Below are 20,328 nucleotides of genomic sequence, written 5' to 3' on the forward strand. Positions count from 1 at the left end.
TGCAGCACGGGCAGGTCGTCCATGGGCGCAGCGCGGGACTCGGCGGGCGCCTCCTCCCGCTGCTCGCCACGGGCCAGCTGGTCGGCCTCGGCGATCGCCTCGGCCTCAACGGGGGCATCCGAGGAGCGGGTCACCAGCACCACGTCGAGGCTGCCACGCTCGGCCGGGGCCGGCGCGAACTGCCAGCTCGCCACGATGCCGATCACCGCCAGGTGCAGCAGCAGCGCCAGCGACCAGGCCAGCCAGCGGCGGTGCGGCCGGGTGACCGGTGCATACTGGATGGGGTCGCTGACATGCACCGACATGGCTCAGCCCAGGCGGCGCTCGATGGCGTCCAGCAGCAGGCCGGCGATGTCGGTACCGCGCTGGTCGTCGATCTCGCGCACGCAGGTGGGGCTCGTCACGTTGATCTCGGTGATGTAGTCACCGATCACGTCGAGGCCGACGAACATCAGCCCCTTCTCGCGGATCATCGGCTGCACCTGCTCGATCAGCCAGTGGTCGCGCGCGGTCAGCTCGCGGCTCACCCCGGTGCCGCCGGCGGCCAGGTTGCCGCGGGTCTCGCCGGCCATGGGCACCCGGGCCAGCCCGAAGGGCACCGGCTCGCCGTCGACCAGCAGGATGCGGGTGTCCCCCTCGCTGATCTCGGGAATGTAGCGCTGGGCCATGATCTGGCGCTGGCCGCGCTCGGTGAGGGTCTCGATGATGGCACCGAGGTTTCGCCCCTCCGGCTGCACGTGGAAGATGCCGCTGCCGCCCATGCCGTCCAGCGGCTTGAAGATCACGTCCCGGTGCTCGGCGTGGAAGGCCCGCAGCACCGGCTCGCTGCAGGCGACCAGGGTCGGGGTGCAGCACTGCGGGAACTGCTGGGCGAAGAGTTTCTCGTTGCACTCGAGCAGCGCCCGGGTCGGGTTGACCACCAGCACGCCCTCGCGCTCGGCGAAGCCCAGCAGGTGCACGGCATTGAGGAAGTGGGCGTCCACCGGCGGATCCTTGCGCATCAGGATCACGTCGAGCTCGGCCAGCGGCCTCGCCTCGGGCACCCCGAGATCGAACCAATGGGCAGGGTCGCGATGCACCTCGAGATCGCGCATCCGGCCGAAGGCGCGCCCGTCGCGCAGGAAGAGGTCCTCCTGCTCCAGGTAGTGCAGCGACCAGCCGCGGTCCCGGGCCGCCCACAGCATGGCCATGGTGGTGTCCTTCTTGTAGGCGATGTCGGCGATGGTATCCATCACCACACCGACCCTCAGCATGCGTTCGCTCATCGGTTCGGGTGTCCACAGGCAAGAAGAATGGGAATGTCGGCAGTATGCCGCAGGCCCCGCGGCAACACCAAGGCACCCATGCCGGGGGTGACCCCCCGGAAGCGGCCGGGACCTACCGGCTCGCGTCGCCGTCGTTACCCGGTGACAGGCGGATGCCCGCGTCCTCGATGACGACCAGCCGCCGCTTGTAGAGCCGCCCGATCGCCTGCTTGAAGGCGTTTTTGCTCACCCCCAGCCGTGCCTTGATCTCGGCCGCCGGGCTCTTGTCGGAGAGCGGCAGGTAGCCGCCGCTCGCGCGCAGCGCCTCGAGCACCTGCTCCCCCACCACGTCGAGACGCGCCGCCCCCGGCGGCAGCAGCGAGAGATCCAGCCGGCCGTCGTCGCGCAGGCGCTTGATATAGCCGGCGACACGCTGGCCGCGGCGCAGCGGCCGGGTCACGTCGTCGCGGTAGAGCAGGCCCCAGAAGCGGTGGTTCACCACCGTCTTGAAGCCGAGGTCGGTCTGGTCGGCGATCACCAGCGCCACCTCGTCGCCCGGCGCCAGCCCCGTCGCTTCGTCCTGGACGAAGCGGTCGAGCTTCTGCGAGGCCACCGGCCGCCCCCGCTGATCCTCGTAGACCATCACCAGCACCCGCTTGCCGGGGGTGGGTCGAAAGCGCTGCTCGCCGTAGGGCAGCAGCAGATCCTTGGGCTGCCCCCAGTCGAGGAAGGCGCCGGTGTCGTTGACCGTGACCACCTCGAGGTAGGCGACCTCGCCGACCGCCACTGTCGGTGTACGGTAACGACGCTCGGGACGCGGGATGGCACGGGACGGGGCGGCTCGGCGGTCTCGAGAGTCAGGCATGGCGGGATTTCCGGCAGAAGTGTGCGGCCATTATGACAAAAATGGCGGCCACGCGGGCCGCCGAAGGGTACTGCTGGCTTGTCATCACCCGGGTGCCGACGCCTCAGGACTCGCGCTGGCCGTCCACCAGCCGGGTCACCCCCAGCGGGTTGCCGTCCCGCAGCGCCGGGGGCAAGAGCCCGGCCGGCAGGGACTGGTAGCACACCGGGCGCAGGAAGCGCTGGATCGCCGCGCTGCCCACCGAGGTGCTGCGGGCGTCGGAGGTCGCCGGATAGGGGCCGCCGTGGACCATGGCATGGCACACCTCCACCCCGGTGGGCCAGCCGTTGGCCAGCACCCGCCCCGCCCGGCGCTCGAGCGCCGGCAGCAGCGCCCGGGCGGCGTCGAGGTCGCCGTCGTCCAGCTGCAGGGTGGCGGTGAGCTGGCCCTCCAGGGCCTCGGCCACGGCGCGCATCTCGGCGAGGTCGGCGCACTCGATGACCACCGAGGCCGCACCGAACACCTCGGCCTGCAGCGCCTCGCTTTGCAGGAAGTCGGCGCCGCGGGCGGCGAACAGTGCGGCCTGGCACTGGTGGGGCCCCTCGCCGGCCGGGCCGCGGGCGATCTCGCGGGCCTCGCCGGCGAGCTGACCCACGCCGTCCTCATAGGCGGCGTGGATACCCGGGGTGAGCATGGTCTGGGCGGCGCTGCCGCGCACCGCCTCGCCGGCGGCGGCGAGGAAGGCGTCCAGCGCCGGGCCCTTGACGCCGATCACCAGGCCCGGGTTGGTGCAGAACTGCCCGGCGCCCATCGTCAGCGAGGCGACGAAGCCCTCGGCGATCTCGCTGCCGCGCGCGGCCAGTGCCTCGGGCAGCAGAAACACCGGGTTGATGCTGCTCATCTCGGCGTACACCGGGATCGGCTGGGGACGGGCCTGAGCCGTCTTCATCAGCGCCGTGCCGCCGCGCCGCGAGCCGGTGAAGCCCACCGCCTGGATACGCGGGTCGGCGACCAGCGCCTGGCCGATCTCGTTGCCCGAGCCGAACAGCAGCGAGAACACGCCCTCCGGCAGCTTGCACTTCTCGACAGCGCGCTGAATGGCACGACCGACCAGTTCGGAGGTGCCGGGGTGGGCGGAGTGGGCCTTGACCACCACCGGGCAGCCGGCGGCGAGCGCCGAGGCGGTATCACCGCCGGCCACGCTGAAGGCCAGCGGGAAGTTGCTGGCGCCGAACACCGCCACCGGGCCGAGCGCAATATGGCGCTGGCGCAGGTCGGCGCGGGGCATGGGCTGCCGCTCGGGCAGGGCCGGGTCGATCCGCACGTCGAGCCACTCGCCGGCGCGTACCACCGCGGCGAACAGGCGCAGCTGGCCGCAGGTACGGCCGCGCTCGCCCTCCAGGCGCGCCCGGGGCAGGCCAGTCTCGGCCATGGCGCGCTCGATCGGGGCATCGCCGAGCGCCTCGATCTCGCTGGCGATGGTGTCCAGAAACACCGCCCGCGCCTCCAGCGAGGTCTCGCGGTAGGCGTCGCAGGCCGCCTCGGCCAGTGCGCAGGCGCGCTCGACCTCGGCGGCGCTGCCGCCGGCGTAGATGGGCTCGAGCCGCTCGCCGGTGGCGGGATCGATGGCCTGGATGGGTGCACCATGGGCGGCCACCGTCTGTTGGCCGATAAGTTGCTGTCCGGTAGGTTGCATGGATATTCCTTTGCTTCTCATGGTGGGTCAGTGAGAGTCGGTTTCGAGGGCCAATCGATACCAGTGCACGGCGTTGTCGTGCAGGATGGCTTGCCGGTAGTCGGGGGTGGTGCTTGAAATGACAGCCTCGACCAGCGCCAGCCAGTCGCGGTAGCTGACCCTGAGGCTGGAGACGGGGAAGTTGCTGGCGAACAGGCAGCGTTCTGGGCCGAACAGCTCCAGGGTCTCGCAGAGCAGATCGAAATTGGCGCTGGGGTCCCAGTCATGCCAGGGCGTGCCCAGCTCCGAGAGCTTGACCGCCACGTCGGGATTGGCTGCCAGGGCGCGCATGCCGGAGCGCCAGGTGGCGAGCCCTTGAAGAGACCGATCCCACGGCAGACCGGTGTGGTTGAGGATGACTCGCAACCCGGGGAAGGCCTCGAGCGCGTCGGCGGCTTCCTGCAGGTGCCAGGCTGGGACGCGCAGGTCCCAGGAGAGCCCGCGTTCGGCGAGCATGGCCAAGCCTTCACACCAGTGACGGTCCTGCAGGGTGCCGCTGTCACCACGAACGTGAGCGGCCTTGTCCGGGGTGGCGGCGGTCAGCGGCTTGGCACGCACGCCGCGAAACAGTGGCGAGGCCATCTGGGCATCCAGCTGCGCGGCACACTCCGGGCGACCGAAGGCGGCCCAGCCGACATGTGCCGTGGGTAGCCCGTGTCGCTCATGGGTTGCGGCAATCCACAAGGTTTCACGTACGGCTTGGCTACGTTTGGCCTCGGCTTCACAGTGCACGCTGCCCGCCAGCCGGTAGCCTTCGGGAATCAAGGCCTTCAGGTCAGCGATCAGGAATGGCTGGCGGATCGCCTGGTAGTCGCCAAGAAAGAACCCTGCGACGGGACGTTCTTCCAACCAGGGGTAGGCCACGCTGCCATCCAGCGCCCACAGGTGATGATGGGCATCGATCAGTGGCTGTTCGGCATTCATCGCTTGAGCAACTCCTTGCGCGCGTCGGGGAGTGGGCGCGTGTGCCGTCAGTCGCGCAGCAGCAGGCAGGACACGTCGGGTTCCGCACGGGTGGCAAAGCGGCGAACGACCTTGCCGGATTCCAGGTTCAGCACGCCGATGTGATCGCCCTTCAACGACACGAAGGCGTGCTCGCCATTGGGGTGAAAGCTCATGGCGATCGGGATGCTGTCGAGCTCGATGTGTCCCAGCGACTGAAGCTGCTGGTCGAACAACGACAGCGAGCTCTCGCCATAGTTGGTGGTGATCAGGCGCTGCCGGGGATCGCCATAGATGCGGTTCGGATCGCGACCGGTAGTGGCGCTGTGCCGCACGCTCATCGACTCGGTATCGATGGCGACGATACTGTCGTCGTCGCGATTGCTGATGAACAGGGTACGCTCGTCGGCGGACAGGCAGTTGCCCTCCGGCTTGCGGCCCGGAATCATCGCAATCGGCGTGAAGGTGGCGTCATGCGGCTTGAACTTGGTGATGGTATTGCTGAGCAGGTTGACGCCGTAGGCCCAGTCGCCGCGCCGGGTGAGGGCGAACAGGTGGGTCTTGTAGCCACCGGAGGAGACGGCCATATCGGGAGTCGTGGTAGTGAGCGGATCATTGAACAGCAGCAGGGTGTTGTGCCCCTCGCTCATGGCGTAGAGGCGGTCCTGGTCGTCGATGCCGAGGCCGTGGATGCGATAGTAGGGCCAGGTGCTCAGGGTATTGACGTGTTCGAAGGTCTCGAGGTCGATGACGAATACCGAACATCCGCCCTGGTCACCGATACAATCGGCGCCGAGAATGCCGTAGTGGCCGACGAAGGCATACCGGCCCTGTGAGTCGACCACGAATTCATGCGGGTAGTCGGGCAGGCGGATATGTTTGAGTTCCTCGCCGCTCTGGGCATCGTACAGGCTCAGGGTGTGAGCGCACTTCTGGTTCAAAAGCAGGACTTCGCGAGTCATCGTGTGTGATCTCCAGGGATGGGATGGCGCCCGGTTGGCGGGCGCCTGCTGTTAGAAGATGCCGTCGATGCTGCGGCGTCAGTCCTGCTGTGTGACACCCTGAATGGCATCGATCCATTCGCTGCCGTTCTCGGCGATATAGCTGTCCCAGGTCGGGCGAATCACTTCCTGGAAGGCGGCGGTATCCACCTCTTCCTCGACCTGCATGCCGTTTTCACGAAGCGTGGCAATGATCTGCTGCTCATTCTCGAGATTCAGCTCGCGCTGGTAGGCACCGGCTTCACGCGCTGACTCGACCAGCGCCTGCTGATACTCGGGCGAGAGGCTGTCGAACTTGCCCTCGTTCATCACCATGATCAGCGAGGTGTAGGCCTGGTTGGTCAGCGACAGGTAGTCCTGTACCTCGTGGAAGCCTGCCGACCAGACGATGCCGATGGGGTGGTCCTGGGCATCCACGGTACCGGTCTCGAGCGCCGTGTAGAGTTCGCCGATGGGCATCGGGACCGGATTGGCGCCAAGCAGCGAAAACGCCTCGATCAGCGACTTGTTGGAGTTGGTGCGCATCACCAGCCCCTTGACGTCGTCGGGAGTCTTGATGGGACGCTTGGAGTTGGTCATGGCGCGGAAACCGACTTCCCAGAACGCCAGGCCCTTGAGGCCATCGTCTTCCAGCAGGTCGAGCGCCCGCTGACCGACCTCGCCGTCGAGTACGCGATAGGCCTGTTCGCGGTCGGCGAAGATATAAGGCAGGTCGAAGGCACCGAGCGCCGGCTCGAGTCCAGCGAAGTTGGGGTTGCCGGACATCTCGATGTCGATGGTGCCGCTGCGAACGCCGGAGATCATCTGCTGGTCGCCGCCGAGCACGCCGTTGCCGAAGATCTTGATGGTGACCTCGCCGTTGGTGCGCTCCTCGACCAGTTCGGCGAAGCGTTCCGCCGCGGCCTGCTGGGTGTCGCTATCCGGTGCGGCGTGTGCCAGCTTGAGCATGGTGGCGGCCTGGGCCTGTGACAGTGAGCCGGTGACGATCAGGGCGATCGTAGTCGCTTTTACTAGACGCTTCATGATGTTATCTCTCTTGTGGGTGGCGTTGCGGTGTATCGGCGGGAGCTGAACGGCCAGCTCACGCGCGGGGGTTCGAAGGTGGCCGTATGTCATCGTCTAGCCAGCCAGCCAGTAGAGCGGGGCCGTGATGATCTGCGGGAACGCCACGAACAGCAGCAGGATCACCACATAGGCCAGCGCGAAGGGCATGACGCCCGACACGGCCTTCTCGAACTTCAGGTTGCCGACGCTGGTGATGACGTTGAGCACATTGCCCACGGGGGGCGTGATCAGGCCGATGGAGCAGTTGAGGACGAACATGATGCCGAAGTAGACCGGATCGATACCGGCCAGCTTGACGATGGGCATCAGGATCGGGGTCAGCACCAGGATGGTTGGCGTCAGGTCCATCACCATGCCGACCACCAGCACCACGCCCATGATCGCCAGCATCAGCAGGCGCGGGTCATCGGCCAGCGGTTCCAGCAGGTCGGCGACCATCAACGGCAGCTGGGCGATGCTGATCAGCCACGAGGCGACCATGGCGGCGGCGACCAGGAACATGACGATGGCGGTGCTGCGTGCGGCCTGGGTCAGCACGTCGTAGAGCTGGGACAGGTTCAGCTCGCGATAGATGACCGTCGCGACGACGATCGCGTAGACGGCTGCCACGACGCCGGCCTCGGTGGGCGTGAACATGCCGGTCTTGATGCCACCGATGATGATGACCGGCAGCAAGATGGCCCAGAAGCTCTCCCTGAGTGCCTTCAGGCGTTCGCTTAAGGTGGCTTTCTCAGTTACGACGAGATCTTCCTTGCGGGTCATGAACGACCACAGCACCACCAGCGTCGCCCCCATGATCAGGCCCGGCACGATGCCGGCCAGGAACAGCTTGCCGATCGAGATGCCACCGGCCACGCCGATGATGATCAGCGGAATCGAGGGCGGAATGATCGGCGCGATGATGCCGCCGGCCGCCATCAGGCCTGACGAGCGCCCCAGCGGATAGCCGGCCTGGCGCATCATCGGCAGCAACATGCTGGCCAGGGCGGCGGTATCGGCAACGGCCGAACCGGACAGGCTGGCCATGATGATGGCGGCGAAGATGGCCACGAAGCCCAGGCCTCCCTTGCGGTGCCCGACCAGTGTCATGGCCAGCGAGACGATGCGCTTCGACAGGCCGCCGCGCGACATCACCTCGCCGGCGACGAGGAAGAAGGGAATCGCCAGCAGGGTGTAGCTGTCGGCCCCGTTGACCAGGTTCTGCGCCAGGATCTGCGAATTGAACATATCCAGGTGCAGCATCAGCACCACGGCGCTGACCAGCAGGGCGAAGGCGATGGGTACGCTCAGGCCGATCGAGGCGAGCAGCGAACCGAGGAACAGGCCGATGGTCATGACGCTTCTCCTTCACGGGGCGGTGCCGTGGATTGCGCTGCGGCGGGCATCAGCAGCCGATAGGCCAGGATCACCGACATCAGCCCACCGGCCATCAGGCCGGCCAGGTAAAAGACCCCCACGGGAATCCCACTGATCGGGGAAAGGTTGCTCCAGTTCAGTAGGGTCTGCTCGTAGCTGCCCTTGAGCAGCATCAGGCAGCAGCCCAGCATGACCAGGGTGACCAGGCGCCCGAGCACCGCCTGTGCCGGACGCGGCAAGCGCTCGGCCAGCGTCGTCACGCTCAGGTGCTCATGGCGCAGCAGGGCGGTCACGGCACCCAGGAAGGTCACCCACACGAACAGGAAGCGTGACAGCTCGACGCTGATGGAAATGCCACTGTTGAAGCCGTAGCGCAGCACCACATTGGTGAAGACCAGCACGATCATGCTGACCAGCGCCAGCACCATCAGTAGATTGAGCAGGCGCTCCATGCCTCGTCCCAGGCGGGCCACTTGGCCGGCCAGCCCCGCTATGCCCGACCGGGAAGCCACGGACGACGTGGCAGCGACGGGCGAGGAGGTGTCGCGGCGCGATGTCTTGTGCATGAACGAACGCTCCTTGGTGGACGCGCGTGGCGTAGTGGCGTGCATGTGTCTCCCCTTAATTCTTGACGACGTTTGTCGCGGTAGCAGGATTAGGCTTGCCAGGGCCCGTTCGCCGTAACGCGACGTCTCAGTTCTCTACGCCCTTGACCGCTTTCACGGCTTCCAGCAATTCGCTGCCGTGCTTGGAGACGAACTCGTTGCGAACCGGCTCGGCGACCTTGTCGCGCATCGAGGCCCGGTCGGGTTGCTCGATCACCTGCATGCCTTGCTGCTTGAGAAACTCGAGGTCTCCCGCCAGGCGCTCCTGATTGAGCCGGCGCTGGTAGCGAGCGGCCTCGAGGGCTTCCTCGCGGAGCAGTCGCTGCTGGTCCTCGGGCAGGCTGTCGAAGCGACGCTTGTTCATGATCAGCGGGGCGGCGGTATAGGCATGCGCCGTCAGCGACAGGTGTTCCTGCACCTCGTAGAGGTTGGCCGAGCGGATCAGGCTGACGGGATTCTCCTGGCCATCCACAGTGCCCGTTTCGAGTGAGGTGAAGAGCTCGGCGAAGGGCATCGGCGTGGGATTGGCACCCAGGGACTTGAAGGCCGCGATATGAGCCGGATTCGGCGTGGTGCGCAGCTTGAGGCCCTGGATATCATCGGCCGACTCGATTGCCCGGCGTGAGTTGGTCAGGTTGCGGAAGCCGATCTCCCAGAACGCCAACCCCTCGATGTCCTGGTCGCGCATGCGTGCGAGCAGGTCCTCGCCGACTTCGCCATCGAGCACTCGGTGGGCCTCGTCGTAGTCATCGAACAGGAAAGGCAGGTCGAGCACGTTGAGCTCGCCGACCAGGCCGCTGAAGTAGGGGTTGCCGGACAGTTCGATATCGATGGTGCCACCGCGTACTCCGGCGATCATGGCCTGGTCGTTGCCGAGCTGGCCGTTGGGGAACAGGCGAACCTTGAGCTCGCCACCGCTGCGTTCCTCGACACGCTCGGCGAATCGCTCCGCGGCGAGGTGCTGAGAATCCTCGACCGGGTGAGCATGGGCGAACGTCAGTGTGGTAGCGGCCTGGGCAGAGGCAAGGGGTGCCAGGGATATCGCGACCAGTAGGGTGGCGAAGGCGCTGCTCAGGGTGGGGGTCCGGGTTGTCATTGTGGCGATCTCCGGTATGGCATGACGCCGACTACAGGGAATGCACCCGCACAAGGGCAGCGTTGCTTTTTGACGCGACGCGCACCGGGTTGCACAGGGCGCGCCCCAGCGCCGGCAGTTCGATCTCGAAACGGTCGCCGTCGCGCACTTCGATGCCATCGGCAAAGCTCAGGGTGGCGGTGCCGAAGTAGTGCACGTGCAGATCGCCGGGGAGACGGAATTGCGCATACTTGAAGTGGTGGTGTTCCAGGTTGGCGAGGCTGTGGGCCATGTTGGCCTCGCCGGTGAGGAAGGGCTTGCGCCACAGCACCTCGCCTTCGCGCACGATGCGGCTTTCGCCTTGCAGATGCGCCGGCAGTGCGCCGATCAACAGTTCCGGACCGAAACTGCACGGGCGCAGCTTGGAATGGGCTAACCACAGGTAATTGGCGCGTTCGGTGAGATGGTCGGAGAATTCGTTGCCGACGGCGTAACCGAGGCGGTAGGGCGTACCGTCGGGGCCATTGAGGTAGACACCGACCAGCTCCGGCTCCTCGCCGGCGTCTTCGGCGAAGGCCGGCACGTCGAATGGCTGCTCCGGGGCGACGACGCTGTTGCCATCGCCCTTGTAGAACCACTCCGGCTGGGCGCCGATATGGCCCACGTCCGGCTTGCCACCCTCGACACCGAGATTGAACATGCGCATGGAGTCGGTGAGTTCGCTCTCCGCTACCTGTGCCTTGGCATGCATGGCCGAACGGGTATCGGCACTACCCAGGTGGGTCAGGCCGGTGCCGGTGACCAGGCAGTGGGCCGGATCGGGATGGGTAACCGGGGGCAGCAACTGGCGCATGTCGAGCGCCTGCTTGTAATCCAGCAGCTCATGGCAGCGGCGAGATGCGATGACCTCGGCGAGGGACACTCCCTCGTCGATGGCCGCCTGGGCCAGCGCATAGGTGCCGCCGGGATAGTCGATCAGGCGCAATTGGTCGCGGCTTTCGACCACCGCAGCGCGTACGCCGCGGGGCGTCATGACTTGTACGATTCGCATCACGGGGCTCCTCACTCGATGATGGTGAACTGGTCGAAGTAACGCTCGTTGAGCGACAGCCCCAGCCCCGGAGTGTCGTCGTCCAGGTCGAGGAAGCCGTTGACCGGCTCGGGATCGCCCTCGAACAGGTAGTAGAAGAGTTCGTTACCGATCTCGACGTCGTGCACCGGGAAGAACTCGGACATCGGCGAGGCCAGCGTCGACATGGTCAGGTGGTAGTTGTGCATCTGTCCGGCGTGGGGGATCACCGGCACGCTGAAGGATTCGGCGATGGCGTTGATCTTGCGCGCCGCGGTGATGCCGCCGACCCGGTTGGTGTCGTACTGGATCACCGAGACGGCACGCTTCTCGAGCAGCTGGCGGAAACCGTAGTGAGTGAACTCGTGTTCGCCGCCGGAGATGGGGATGCTGGTCAGCTGATTCAGCTCCGCGTAGCCGTCGATGTCGTCGGCGATCACCGGCTCCTCCAGCCAGCGCGGCTGGAAGCGCTCCAGCTTCGGCAGCATGCGCTTGGCGTACTCCAGGTTCCAGCCCATGTAGCACTCGAGCATCAGGTCGATGTCCTCGCCGATCACCTCGCGCACCGCGGCGACGCTGTCGAGGTTGGCGCGCATGCCCTCGGGGCCGTCCTTGGGGCCATAGCCGAAGCGCATCTTCATCGCCTTGAAGCCCTGGTCGAGGTAGGACTGGGCCTCTTGCTGCATCGACTTGAGGTCGGTGCGATAGAGCTTGGAGGCGTAGCAGGGAATCTTCTCCTTGGTGCGACCACCGAGCAGCTTGAACACCGGCTTGCCCAGCGCCTTGCCCATCAGGTCCCAGATCGCGATATCGACCCCCGAGATCGCCGCCATGCCGATCCCCTTGCGACCCCAGGCGTGGGTGGAGCGGTACATGCGCTGCCACAGGTACTCGTAGTCGAAGGGGTCCTGGCCGATCACCAACGGCGCCAGGTACTGGTCGATGATGGCCTTGGCGATGCGCGGCGCCAGCGCCACGTTACCCAGGCCCACCAGGCCGGTGTCGGTCTCGATCTCCACGGTGGTCCAACCATGGAAGCGGAAGGTGCCCATGGAGTCGCCCTTGTCCCACAGTTCGTCCATGGCGTTGGCGCAGAAGTGCGGGGTCGGCGTGACGGTATGCCCCTTCCATTCGAAGACGCGGGTACGGACCTTGGTGATCTTCATCTTTGGCTTTCCTTGTGTCTGTTAGTGATCAGGCCTTGAGGGTTTCGAGACGCTGGCGACGCAGGCTCTCGCCCATGCGGCAGGCGATGGCAAAAGCGTTTCGGGTCGGGCCGACATCGGCCTTGCCCTGGCCGGCGATATCGAAGGCGGTGCCGTGGGCCGGAGTGGTGATGGGGATCGGCAGGCCGCCCTGGACGGTCACGCCCTGCTTGAAGCCCAGCAGCTTGATCGCGATCTGCCCCTGGTCGTGGTACATGGTGACGATGGCGTCATACTCACCGTCACGGGCCTTGAGGAAGATGGTGTCGGCGGGAAAGGGGCCGGCGACGGGATAGCCCTGGGCCTGGCACGCCTTGACGGCGGGCGCGATGACCTCGATCTCCTCGCGCCCGCAGGTGCCGCCCTCGCCGCCGTGGGGGTTGAAGGCCGCCACCGCGACACGCGGTGCCTCGATGCCGGCCAGCTTCAGGGAGTCGTGGATCAGCTTGCTGGCCGCGACGATGCGTTCCTGGGTCACGTACTGCGCGGCGTCCTTGAGCGGGATGTGCGACGAGATGCGCGAGGTCCACAGCGTGCCCAGGGTGTTGAACTCGCAGAAGTAGCCATCGACGCCCAGGTGTTCGGCGAAGAAGTGCAGCTCGTCCTCGTGCTGGAGCCCGCCCTTCTTCATCGAGAACTTGTTGAGCGGCGCGAAGCAGATGGCATCCACGTCGCCGGCCTGGGCAGCCTCCAGGCAGCGAGTCAGCACCGTCAAGGTCGAGGTGCCGCCGGCGGCGGTTTCCTCGGCATAGGGAACCTCACCTTCGGCCACGGTCTCGACGGACAGAAATACCGGGCCGCCGTGCTCGCGGGCGGCGGCGAAGCTATCGACCTCGGGAAGCTGGTGACGGATGCCGGCGACGCGCTGGCCTTCTTCCCATAGCCAGCGATCCCCCACCAGCACGGTATGCACCGCGGTGAACAGCGCCGTTTCGGCAAACAGCTTGGCGATCAGTTCGGGGCCGATGCCGGCGGGATCGCCCAGGGTGACGGCAATGACGGGGCGTGAATCGTTCATGGTTATCTCCGGCTCAGTAGAAGAGATTGACGAGGGTCATGGGAATGGCGGGGACATAGGTCACCAGCATCAGCACGATGAACAGCACCAGGATCATCGGCAGGTTGACCTTGGTGACTTCCCACATGTCGGTCTTGGCGATGGAACAGGCGGTAGCCAGTACCGAAGCCACGGGGGGGGTCTGCTGGCCGATGGCCAGGTTGAGGGTCAGGATCAAGCCGAAGTGGATCGGATCGATGCCGATCTGCTGTACCAGGGGCATGACGATGGGCACCACCAGAATGATGGCGGCAGCGCCATGCAGGAACATGCCGAGCAACAGCAACAGGATATTGAGCAGGGCCAGGACCAGAACCGGCTCTTGGGTGATGGCGGTGATTTCGCGGGCCAACTGCTGGGGCAGTTGCATCTCGGTGAGGAACAGTCCGAGCACGGCGGAGGTGGCCACCAGCAGCATCACCACGGCGGTCTGCACCACGCCATCGATCACCGAGCGGTAGAGGATCTTGAGGTTCAATTCGTGGTAGATGAGACCGCCGATCAGCAGGGCGGCGAGCACGGCGATGCCCGCGCCTTCGGTGGCGGTGACGAAGCCGCCGAAGATCCCGCCAAGAATGATCACCGGCAGCAGCAGGGCCCAGAAGGCTTCCTTGAAGGTCTTGCCGAGCCGGCTCAGATTGAAGGCGTCTTCGCGCGGCAGGTCATATTTCACTGCATAGTAGTAGCAGGCACCGGCCAGGCCGATGGCGCCAAGGAGGCCGGGTACGATACCGGCCACGAACAGCTTGACGATGGACGTGTCGGCGATGGCGCCGTACAGGATCATCGACAGCGATGGCGGAATGATGATCGCCAGCGAGGCCGAGGAGGAGGTGATGGCGGCGGAAAAGTTGGGGTCGTACTTGCGCCGTTTCATCTCCGGGATCAGTACCGAGCCGGTGGCAGCCACGTCGGCGACCGCCGAGCCGGAGATCTCGGCGAAGAACAGCGAGACCCCGACGTTGACCATCGCCAGGCCGCCGCGCACGAAACCGACCATGGCCGTGACCAGGTTGATCAGGCGCATGGAGATGCCCGAGGTGTTCATCAGGGCGCCGGCGAAGATGAACAGGGGAATGGCGATCAAGGGAAACTTGGTCGCGCCGTTGAACAGCGTCAGCGGCACGTTGACCAGGGCCTCGGCGCCCAGGTTGAGGTAGACGCCCACGACCCCGACCACGCCGATGGCCACCGCGATCGGCACGTTGATCAGCACCAGGGCGAAGAGGGCGGCAATGATGACCAGGAGTGTCATGCGCGATGCTCCTCGAGGTCTTCCTCGGCCTGTCGGATGGCGGCTTCGATCTCTTCTGCTTCGCTGTTAACGCCGCTGCGCATCTTGCGCCAGGCCATGGGCAGGCTGAGCAGCTCACACAGAATGAACAGCGCGGCGCTGATCGGGATCACCGACTGGGTGACATCGAGTCCGATCCAGGGCAGTGAAACCAGGCTGTCCCAAGCGAGTACTTCGAGTACCCGATAGCCATAGAGAGCGACGACGGCGAAGAAGCCGATCACGATGACTTCCGAGGCGATGAACAAGGCGGTGCGAACGGCTGCCGGGGCGTGGCTGACCAGGCCGGGAAAGCCCATATGGGCACGCTTGAGTGCCGCCAGGTTGGCACCGTAGAAGCTCAGCCAGGCCAGGCCGATAGAGGCGACCTCGTCGTACCAGGCAATCGAGCTGCCCAGCATGCGCAAGCCCACGGCGCCGATGACGATAGCGGTCAAGGCCAGCAGCAGGATGACGGTCAGGGCCTCGAGCAGCCGTTCCAGCAGATAACGAGAGCTGTCAATCAGCGTCATGACACCTGCCTCCCGTGATGTTGAATTAGAGGGCGCCTGGACGGCGCCCGAACGTGACGACATGTGGCATTACTCCTCGGCCAGCGCCATGGCGCGGTCGACCAGTTCCTGTCCACCCGGGACCTTCTCGGAGAAGGTCTGATAGACAGGATTGCTGGCCTCTATAAAGGCACTGCGATCGACCTGGTTGATCTCCATGCCGGCCTCGCGCATGGCGCCTAGCAAGGAGTCGTCAAGCTCCGTGCCCTTGGCCAGTGCCCAGTCCTGGGTCTCGGCGGCGACCTCGTTGATGGCGATACGCACGTCTTCGGGCAGCTGTTCCCAACCGCCCTTGCCGGCGGTCAGCCAGATCGGTGAATAGACATGGTTGGAGAGTGACAGGTAGTCCTGGACTTCCTGGAACTTGGCGCCATCGATATTGCTGAGCGGGTTCTCCTGACCATCGACGACACCGGTCTGCAAACCGACGAACACCTCGGAGAAGGCCATCGGCGTGGGATTCGCGCCCCAGGTACTGAACATCAGGGTGCGCCACTCGCTCTGCGGCGTGCGGATCTTCATCCCGGAGAGATCCTCGGGCGTATCGATCGGCCGTGTGCTGTTGGTGATCTGGCGGAAGCCGTTTTCCCAGGTGGAGACCAGGTGCAAGCCCTTGGCGTCGGCGCTCTCGGCCAGGTCGTGCATCACGATGTCCTGATCGATGCGCTTGAGGTGCTCGCGGTCCTTGACCAGAAACGGCAGGTCGAACAGCGCGAAGTCGGGCGACACCGAGGACATGATCGAGGAAATCGCCGCCAGGTCGACGGTGCCCAGTCGCAGCTTCTGGATCAGTTGGCGCTCGTCGCCCAGTTGGCCGCTGTCGTAGTATTCGACCTGATGCGCATCGCCGAGCCGCTCCTGCAGGCGTCGGGTGAACTCCTGAGCGGTCTGACCCTGCAGGCTTTGCGGCGTGCCACCGATGGCGAAGACGATCTTGTCGGCCTGGGCTTGCGTCGCGGCGAGGCTCAGGGACAGCGCGGACAGGCCGAGGAGCTTCTTGATCATGGCGTGGTAATCCTTGTTGTTCTCATGTGGATGTGACGCTTTGGTTAACTGGTATGCTGGTTGGTTAACCATACCAGTTGTATTCAATCTAGATATCATGGCAGCGAATCGTCAAGCCAAGAACACGGTTTTTAGACGTTTGTCGTATCTCGCCGTCGGCAGAGGGGTAGCAACATTCGGCCTTTCTGGTCTACTATTTAGACCAGTAGGAAGGAGAAAAGCGTTATGGACAATCCAGCGTTCGCCTTTGAAAAGGCGCTCAAGAACAAGACCAAGAAGGACATTCTGGCCGATAAGCTGATCGAGATGATCCAGACAGGGCTGTTGCGCGACGGTGACGTCTTGCCCAGTGAACGCGAGCTCGCCCAACTCTTCGAGGTAAGTCGGGAGACGGTACGTGGGGCCCTCTCGCAGATCACCGCCTATGGGCTGATCAGCGTATCCCATGGCAGCAAGACGCGTATCCGTGCCAGCGACGAAGTGCTGGCACGGTTTCGTTCCGCTCAGCCGGTAGGCAGTGATGACGAAGTGAACCGCTTCGACGTGGATAGCGTGTTCGAGAGCCGCATCGTGGTCGAGGCGGCGATTGCCCGTCGTGCCGCCATGCGGATCGACGCCGAGGGCATCGCCAAGCTGGAACGGCTGCTGGACGCCCAAAGCAAGCTGTTCGCTTCACCAGTGCATTTCCAGCTCTCCGACCAGAACTTCCACAAGCTGATCTCGGAGTATGCCGGCAACGAGATCCTGCTGCGCTATGCCGAGGAGCTCTACGCCTACGGCCTCAACATTCGCCGTCAGGTCATGGTGGAAGAGGGCGCCATCGAGCGCAGCTACCACGAGCATCGACATATCGTTGAGGCGCTGAAGCGCGGCGACCCCGATGCCGCCGAGCGTGCCATGCTGGCGCACCTCGACAGCGTCTACCGCACCACCAAGGCCAAGCTCCGCGCCGAGCGATGACCACAGCGCCTGCTCGGCAGCGTTATTAGCGGGCTATTAATTAACCGGGTTAAGATAGTGTCCAGAGCGACTAGACTCGCGCTTCGATTCGTCATCCGGCAGGCCCATGCGACCCGACGCCATTCCCCACGGCTCCACCGACGACCTTCTGCCCCTGCATCGCCAGCCCGGCTTCCTGAGCTTCCTCCTCTCGCGGCTGGCGGCGGTCTTCGCCATGCAGATCCAGGCCGTGGTGGTGGCCTGGCAGGTCTACGCCATCACCCGCGATCCCATGTCGCTGGCCTATGTGGGGCTGGCGCAGTTCCTGCCCATGGTGCTGTTGCTGCTGCCCGCCGGCGACCTGGTCGATCGCTTTCCGCGCAAGCGCATCCTGCAGCTCAGCTGGGCCGTGCAGGGCCTGTGCAGCGCCCTGCTGCTGGTGCTCTCCGTCGCCGCCGGCGGCGACGTGACGCTCTACTATGCCGTGCTGGCGCTGTTCGGCTGCGCCCGGGCCTTCACCGGACCGACCCTGCAGAGCCTGCTGCCGAACATCGTGCCCCGCGCCCAGCTCGCCCAGGCCATCGCGCTCAACAGCTCGATCATGAAGATCGCGGTGATCGGCGGCCCGCTGCTCGGCGGCATCCTCTACGCGGCGGGCGGCAGCCTGGCCTACGCGGTGTGCCTGGGCGGCTTCGTGGCGGCCCTGGCGCTGCTGGTGCCGGTGCCGATCCGCCATGCCCTGCAGAGCGGGCCCCTGGAGGCCACCGCCTGGCGACGCTTCACCGCCGGCATCGGCTATATCCGCCACCAGCCGATCATCCTCGGCGCCATCTCCCTGGACCTGTTCGCGGTGCTGCTGGGCGGCGTGGTGGCACTGCTGCCGATCTACGCCCAGGAGGTGCTGCACGTGGGCCCCGAGGGCCTGGGCGCGCTGCGCAGCGCCATCGCCGTCGGCGCCCTGCTGATGGGGCTCTACCTGGGAGTGCGTGGCATCAGGCGCCACGCCGGGGCGGTGATGTTCGCCTCGGTAGCGGTGTTCGGCGTCGCCAACCTGGTGTTCGCCCTCTCGACCCTGTTCTGGCTGTCGCTGGCCGCCATGCTGGTCGCCGGCGCCGCCGACATGATCAGCGTCTACGTGCGCATGACCCTGATCCAGCTGGCCACCCCGGACGAGATGCGCGGCCGGGTCAATGCCGTCAACATGCTGTTCATCGGCTCCTCCAACGAACTCGGCGAGTTCCGCGCCGGCAGCATGGCCGCCTGGGTCGGCGTGGTGCCCGCCGCGGTGATCGGCGGGCTCGGCACCCTGGCGGTGGTCGGCGCGTGGCTGCGGGTATTCGCCCCGCTGCGGCGGGTCGACCGCTTCGACGAGGCCGCGATGGAGCCGCCTCGGAGTTGACCCACCGCTCACGCCTTCCTCCGACGGTTGCAACCGCATCGGAAAGCCGCCCGCTGAGTTCATCACCTTCGGACTGTCACAGATCCCCGAAGCGATGCTGCAGCAGCGAGAGCGCCACCACCGGGGCGGTTTCGGTGCGCAGGATGCGCGGGCCGAGGGAGAGGGAGGAAAAGCCGGCGGCCAGGGCGGCCTCGACCTCGGCGGCGGACAGGCCGCCCTCGGGGCCGATCAGCAGGGCGGCGCGGGTGGGCGCAGGCTCATGCTCGAGCACGCCTGGCGTGCCGGGATGCAGCACCAGCCGCAGGGCCTCATCGCGACCGACGAGCCAGTCGCCCAGCGACACGGGGGGATGCACCGGCGGCAGGGTGGCGCGGCCGCACTGCTCGCAGGCGCTGGCGGCCACCGCCTGCCAGTGGGCGAGCTTCTTCGCCTCGCGCTCGCCCTTGAGGCGCACGTCGCCGTGCTCGGTGTAGAGGGGGGTGATCGCCGCCACGCCCAGCTCCACGGCCTTCTGGATGGCGTAGTCCATGCGATCGCCCTTGGAGACCGCCTGGCCCAGGTGCACCGCCAGCGGCGACTCGCCGTGGCCATCGGCGATGGCCTCGATGCGCGCCACCACCCGCTTGCGACCGGCCTCCACCAGCACGGCACGGGCCTCCTGGCCACCGCCGTCGAACAGCACCAGCGGCGCGCCCTCGCCCAGGCGCAGCACCCGGGCCACGTGGCGGGCGGGGCCTTCGGGCAGAACGACGTCGCCGCCGACGGTGAAGTCGGCGGCGACGTGGATGCGCGGGGCTCTTGCCAGGAGCCTGGTGGCCTCGGTCTTCATCGGCTAGCCGCCCCTTGCCCTTACTGGGTCGCCTGTTCGCCCTGCTGGCTGGCCTGCTCGGCCTCGCGCTTCTTCTTCTGGGCGTAGATCGCCTCGAAGTTGACCGGCGCCAGCATCAGCGGCGGGAAGCCGCCACGATTGACCAGGTTGTCGATGCACTCGCGGGCATAGGGGAAGAGCACGTTGGGGCAGAAGGCGCCCAGGGTGTGGTCGAGCTGCGCCCCCTCGATGCCGCTGATGCGGAACAGGCCGGCCTGTTCGATCTCGGCCAGGAAGGAGGTGGTGCCCTCCTCGCTGTGGGTCACCTGGGCGGTGACCTTGACCACCACCTCGTAGAGGCCGTCGCCGACCTGCTGGCTGGAGGTGTTCAGGTCCAGGCCGACCTTGGGCTTGAACGGCTGCTGGAACACCGTCGGCGAGTTGGGGGCCTCGAAGGAGATGTCCTTGACATAGATGCGCTGCAGGGCGAACTGGAGCTGCGGCTTGTCCTGCTGGCCGGCGGCCGCGCCGGCGTTCTGGTTGTTCTCTTCCGCCATGGGAAAGGTCCTTTGAAACGGTGAACGAAAAGGAAGGTGGCGTGGTTACTTCTTGACCATGGGGAGGCCATCGGCCTGCCACTGGGCCATGCCGCCCTTGAGCTTGACCGCCCGCTCGAAGCCGCCCTTGGCCAGCTTGGCCAGGGCGATGCCGGAGCTCTGGCCGTGCTTGCAGGCCACGATGATCGGCTTGTCCTTGAACTTGTCGAGTTCGTTCAGGCGCCCCTCGAGCTTGCTCTGGGGAATGTTGCGCGCGCCGGCGATATGGCCGGCCTTGAAATCGCCCGCCTCACGGATGTCGAGCACCACGGCATCCTCACGGTTGATCAGCTGGGTGGCCTCGCTGGAGGTCACGCCACTGGCGGCGCTGTTGCGGACCTCGTAGGCGATCCAGGCGGTCAACACCAGCAGGAAGGCACCCACCAGCAGCGGGTGATTCTGCACGAATTCAAACAGCTGATCGATCATGGGTCCGGGACACTCTTTCTCGGTGCATGAGGGGGTGAAGTCGGCACGGCTCGCCGGCCTGCCGCCGGGCGTCGCCCAGTATACACGAAGCCGTGGCGAACCGTGGCCA

At 66.0% G+C, this 20,328-nt stretch carries 21 protein-coding genes; 2 read left to right on the top strand and 19 right to left on the bottom strand.

The genetic code is table 11. From position 1 onward, the window contains the following. The 16 genes from C1H66_RS03215 to C1H66_RS03290 form a co-directional block, all read right to left on the bottom strand. A partial coding sequence (locus C1H66_RS03215) for a hypothetical protein (RefSeq protein ID WP_423133064.1) occupies window positions 1-305 on the bottom strand: 305 nt, incomplete at its 3' end. 3 nt (window positions 306-308) lie between these two features. Further along, the gene (gene gshB, locus C1H66_RS03220) at window positions 309-1,265 is read right to left on the bottom strand and encodes a glutathione synthase (protein WP_102626478.1); all 957 of its coding nucleotides are present in this window, start codon (window positions 1,263-1,265) and stop codon (window positions 309-311) included. 112 nt (window positions 1,266-1,377) lie between these two features. Next, window positions 1,378-2,109, bottom strand: a complete 732-nt coding sequence (locus C1H66_RS03225) for a CvfB family protein (protein ID WP_102626479.1) — start codon at window positions 2,107-2,109, stop codon at window positions 1,378-1,380. Window positions 2,110-2,212: 103 nt separating this feature from the next. Beyond that, window positions 2,213-3,784, bottom strand: coding sequence for an aldehyde dehydrogenase (NADP(+)) (locus tag C1H66_RS03230; protein WP_102626480.1), 1,572 nt, complete (start codon window positions 3,782-3,784; stop codon window positions 2,213-2,215). A gap of 27 nt (window positions 3,785-3,811) precedes the next feature. After that, window positions 3,812-4,747 (bottom strand): amidohydrolase family protein, encoded by a 936-nt coding sequence (locus C1H66_RS03235; protein WP_102626481.1) that lies wholly within the window; start codon window positions 4,745-4,747, stop codon window positions 3,812-3,814. Window positions 4,748-4,794: 47 nt separating this feature from the next. Next, window positions 4,795-5,727: a YncE family protein gene (locus C1H66_RS03240; RefSeq protein WP_102626482.1), complete on the bottom strand. Its 933-nt coding sequence runs from the start codon at window positions 5,725-5,727 to the stop codon at window positions 4,795-4,797. 78 nt (window positions 5,728-5,805) lie between these two features. Continuing rightward, window positions 5,806-6,789, bottom strand: coding sequence for a TRAP transporter substrate-binding protein (locus C1H66_RS03245; protein WP_102626483.1), 984 nt, complete (start codon window positions 6,787-6,789; stop codon window positions 5,806-5,808). A 96-nt stretch (window positions 6,790-6,885) separates the two neighbouring features. Continuing rightward, window positions 6,886-8,166 (bottom strand): TRAP transporter large permease subunit, encoded by a 1,281-nt coding sequence (locus tag C1H66_RS03250; protein WP_102626484.1) that lies wholly within the window; start codon window positions 8,164-8,166, stop codon window positions 6,886-6,888. Beyond that, a complete protein-coding gene (locus C1H66_RS03255; protein WP_205738622.1) occupies window positions 8,163-8,753 on the bottom strand; it encodes a TRAP transporter small permease in 591 nt (196 codons plus the stop codon). The genes C1H66_RS03250 and C1H66_RS03255 overlap by 4 nt, the downstream gene beginning before the upstream one ends. A 127-nt stretch (window positions 8,754-8,880) precedes the next feature. After that, entirely contained in the window at window positions 8,881-9,888 is a 1,008-nt protein-coding gene (locus C1H66_RS03260) for a TRAP transporter substrate-binding protein (protein ID WP_102626485.1), read from the bottom strand. A gap of 31 nt (window positions 9,889-9,919) precedes the next feature. Next, the gene (gene araD1 / locus C1H66_RS03265; RefSeq protein ID WP_102626486.1) at window positions 9,920-10,918 is read right to left on the bottom strand and encodes an AraD1 family protein; all 999 of its coding nucleotides are present in this window, start codon (window positions 10,916-10,918) and stop codon (window positions 9,920-9,922) included. Between the two features lie 11 nt (window positions 10,919-10,929). Continuing rightward, window positions 10,930-12,102, bottom strand: a complete 1,173-nt coding sequence (locus C1H66_RS03270) for an L-rhamnonate dehydratase (protein WP_102626487.1) — start codon at window positions 12,100-12,102, stop codon at window positions 10,930-10,932. Between the two features lie 28 nt (window positions 12,103-12,130). Then, the gene (locus tag C1H66_RS03275) at window positions 12,131-13,159 is read right to left on the bottom strand and encodes a 4-hydroxythreonine-4-phosphate dehydrogenase PdxA (protein WP_102626488.1); all 1,029 of its coding nucleotides are present in this window, start codon (window positions 13,157-13,159) and stop codon (window positions 12,131-12,133) included. Between the two features lie 13 nt (window positions 13,160-13,172). Then, window positions 13,173-14,453 carry a TRAP transporter large permease gene (locus C1H66_RS03280; protein WP_102626489.1) on the bottom strand — a complete coding sequence of 427 codons (1,281 nt, stop codon included), beginning with the start codon at window positions 14,451-14,453 and terminating at the stop codon, window positions 13,173-13,175. Continuing rightward, window positions 14,450-15,004, bottom strand: coding sequence for a TRAP transporter small permease (locus C1H66_RS03285; protein ID WP_102626490.1), 555 nt, complete (start codon window positions 15,002-15,004; stop codon window positions 14,450-14,452). The genes C1H66_RS03280 and C1H66_RS03285 overlap by 4 nt, the downstream gene beginning before the upstream one ends. 69 nt (window positions 15,005-15,073) lie before the next feature. Then, window positions 15,074-16,048, bottom strand: a complete 975-nt coding sequence (locus C1H66_RS03290; RefSeq protein ID WP_102626491.1) for a TRAP transporter substrate-binding protein — start codon at window positions 16,046-16,048, stop codon at window positions 15,074-15,076. Window positions 16,049-16,273: 225 nt separating this feature from the next. Here C1H66_RS03290 and C1H66_RS03295 point away from each other — a divergent pair, with 225 nt between their 5' ends. Together C1H66_RS03295 and C1H66_RS03300 are read left to right on the top strand one after the other, a co-directional pair. After that, window positions 16,274-17,008 carry a FadR/GntR family transcriptional regulator gene (locus tag C1H66_RS03295; RefSeq protein WP_102626492.1) on the top strand — a complete coding sequence of 245 codons (735 nt, stop codon included), beginning with the start codon at window positions 16,274-16,276 and terminating at the stop codon, window positions 17,006-17,008. A 106-nt stretch (window positions 17,009-17,114) separates the two neighbouring features. Next, window positions 17,115-18,386, top strand: coding sequence for an MFS transporter (locus C1H66_RS03300; protein WP_102626493.1), 1,272 nt, complete (start codon window positions 17,115-17,117; stop codon window positions 18,384-18,386). Between the two features lie 76 nt (window positions 18,387-18,462). On the opposite strand, the gene C1H66_RS03305 is transcribed toward C1H66_RS03300, so the two are convergent. The 3 genes from C1H66_RS03305 to C1H66_RS03315 are packed head-to-tail and all read right to left on the bottom strand — an operon-like array spanning window position 18,463 to window position 20,219. After that, a complete protein-coding gene (locus C1H66_RS03305; RefSeq protein WP_102626494.1) occupies window positions 18,463-19,215 on the bottom strand; it encodes a 16S rRNA (uracil(1498)-N(3))-methyltransferase in 753 nt (250 codons plus the stop codon). A 20-nt stretch (window positions 19,216-19,235) separates the two neighbouring features. After that, window positions 19,236-19,751, bottom strand: a complete 516-nt coding sequence (gene secB / locus C1H66_RS03310) for a protein-export chaperone SecB (protein ID WP_102626495.1) — start codon at window positions 19,749-19,751, stop codon at window positions 19,236-19,238. A gap of 45 nt (window positions 19,752-19,796) precedes the next feature. Then, on the bottom strand, window positions 19,797-20,219 hold the full coding sequence (locus tag C1H66_RS03315; protein ID WP_102626496.1) for a rhodanese-like domain-containing protein: 423 nt from the start codon (window positions 20,217-20,219) through the stop codon (window positions 19,797-19,799). Window positions 20,220-20,328 lie beyond the last annotated feature (109 nt).

It is taken from the genome of Halomonas heilongjiangensis (assembly GCF_002879645.1).
GTDB classification, from domain to species: Bacteria; Pseudomonadota; Gammaproteobacteria; order Pseudomonadales; family Halomonadaceae; genus Halomonas; species Halomonas heilongjiangensis.

What these genes read in the sequence shown, in the direction of transcription:
- gshB (WP_102626478.1), bottom strand. Translation starts at nt 1,265, where the DNA reads ATGAGCGAACGCATGCTGAGGGTCGGTGTGGTGATGGATACCATCGCC.
- C1H66_RS03225 (WP_102626479.1), bottom strand. Translation starts at nt 2,109, where the DNA reads ATGCCTGACTCTCGAGACCGCCGAGCCGCCCCGTCCCGTGCCATCCCG.
- C1H66_RS03230 (WP_102626480.1), bottom strand. Translation starts at nt 3,784, where the DNA reads ATGCAACCTACCGGACAGCAACTTATCGGCCAACAGACGGTGGCCGCC.
- C1H66_RS03235 (WP_102626481.1), bottom strand. Translation starts at nt 4,747, where the DNA reads ATGAATGCCGAACAGCCACTGATCGATGCCCATCATCACCTGTGGGCG.
- C1H66_RS03240 (WP_102626482.1), bottom strand. Translation starts at nt 5,727, where the DNA reads ATGACTCGCGAAGTCCTGCTTTTGAACCAGAAGTGCGCTCACACCCTG.
- C1H66_RS03245 (WP_102626483.1), bottom strand. Translation starts at nt 6,789, where the DNA reads ATGAAGCGTCTAGTAAAAGCGACTACGATCGCCCTGATCGTCACCGGC.
- C1H66_RS03250 (WP_102626484.1), bottom strand. Translation starts at nt 8,166, where the DNA reads ATGACCATCGGCCTGTTCCTCGGTTCGCTGCTCGCCTCGATCGGCCTG.
- C1H66_RS03255 (WP_205738622.1), bottom strand. Translation starts at nt 8,753, where the DNA reads ATGCACAAGACATCGCGCCGCGACACCTCCTCGCCCGTCGCTGCCACG.
- C1H66_RS03260 (WP_102626485.1), bottom strand. Translation starts at nt 9,888, where the DNA reads ATGACAACCCGGACCCCCACCCTGAGCAGCGCCTTCGCCACCCTACTG.
- araD1 (WP_102626486.1), bottom strand. Translation starts at nt 10,918, where the DNA reads ATGCGAATCGTACAAGTCATGACGCCCCGCGGCGTACGCGCTGCGGTG.
- C1H66_RS03270 (WP_102626487.1), bottom strand. Translation starts at nt 12,102, where the DNA reads ATGAAGATCACCAAGGTCCGTACCCGCGTCTTCGAATGGAAGGGGCAT.
- C1H66_RS03275 (WP_102626488.1), bottom strand. Translation starts at nt 13,159, where the DNA reads ATGAACGATTCACGCCCCGTCATTGCCGTCACCCTGGGCGATCCCGCC.
- C1H66_RS03280 (WP_102626489.1), bottom strand. Translation starts at nt 14,453, where the DNA reads ATGACACTCCTGGTCATCATTGCCGCCCTCTTCGCCCTGGTGCTGATC.
- C1H66_RS03285 (WP_102626490.1), bottom strand. Translation starts at nt 15,004, where the DNA reads ATGACGCTGATTGACAGCTCTCGTTATCTGCTGGAACGGCTGCTCGAG.
- C1H66_RS03290 (WP_102626491.1), bottom strand. Translation starts at nt 16,048, where the DNA reads ATGATCAAGAAGCTCCTCGGCCTGTCCGCGCTGTCCCTGAGCCTCGCC.
- C1H66_RS03295 (WP_102626492.1), top strand. Translation starts at nt 16,274, where the DNA reads ATGGACAATCCAGCGTTCGCCTTTGAAAAGGCGCTCAAGAACAAGACC.
- C1H66_RS03300 (WP_102626493.1), top strand. Translation starts at nt 17,115, where the DNA reads ATGCGACCCGACGCCATTCCCCACGGCTCCACCGACGACCTTCTGCCC.
- C1H66_RS03305 (WP_102626494.1), bottom strand. Translation starts at nt 19,215, where the DNA reads ATGAAGACCGAGGCCACCAGGCTCCTGGCAAGAGCCCCGCGCATCCAC.
- secB (WP_102626495.1), bottom strand. Translation starts at nt 19,751, where the DNA reads ATGGCGGAAGAGAACAACCAGAACGCCGGCGCGGCCGCCGGCCAGCAG.
- C1H66_RS03315 (WP_102626496.1), bottom strand. Translation starts at nt 20,219, where the DNA reads ATGATCGATCAGCTGTTTGAATTCGTGCAGAATCACCCGCTGCTGGTG.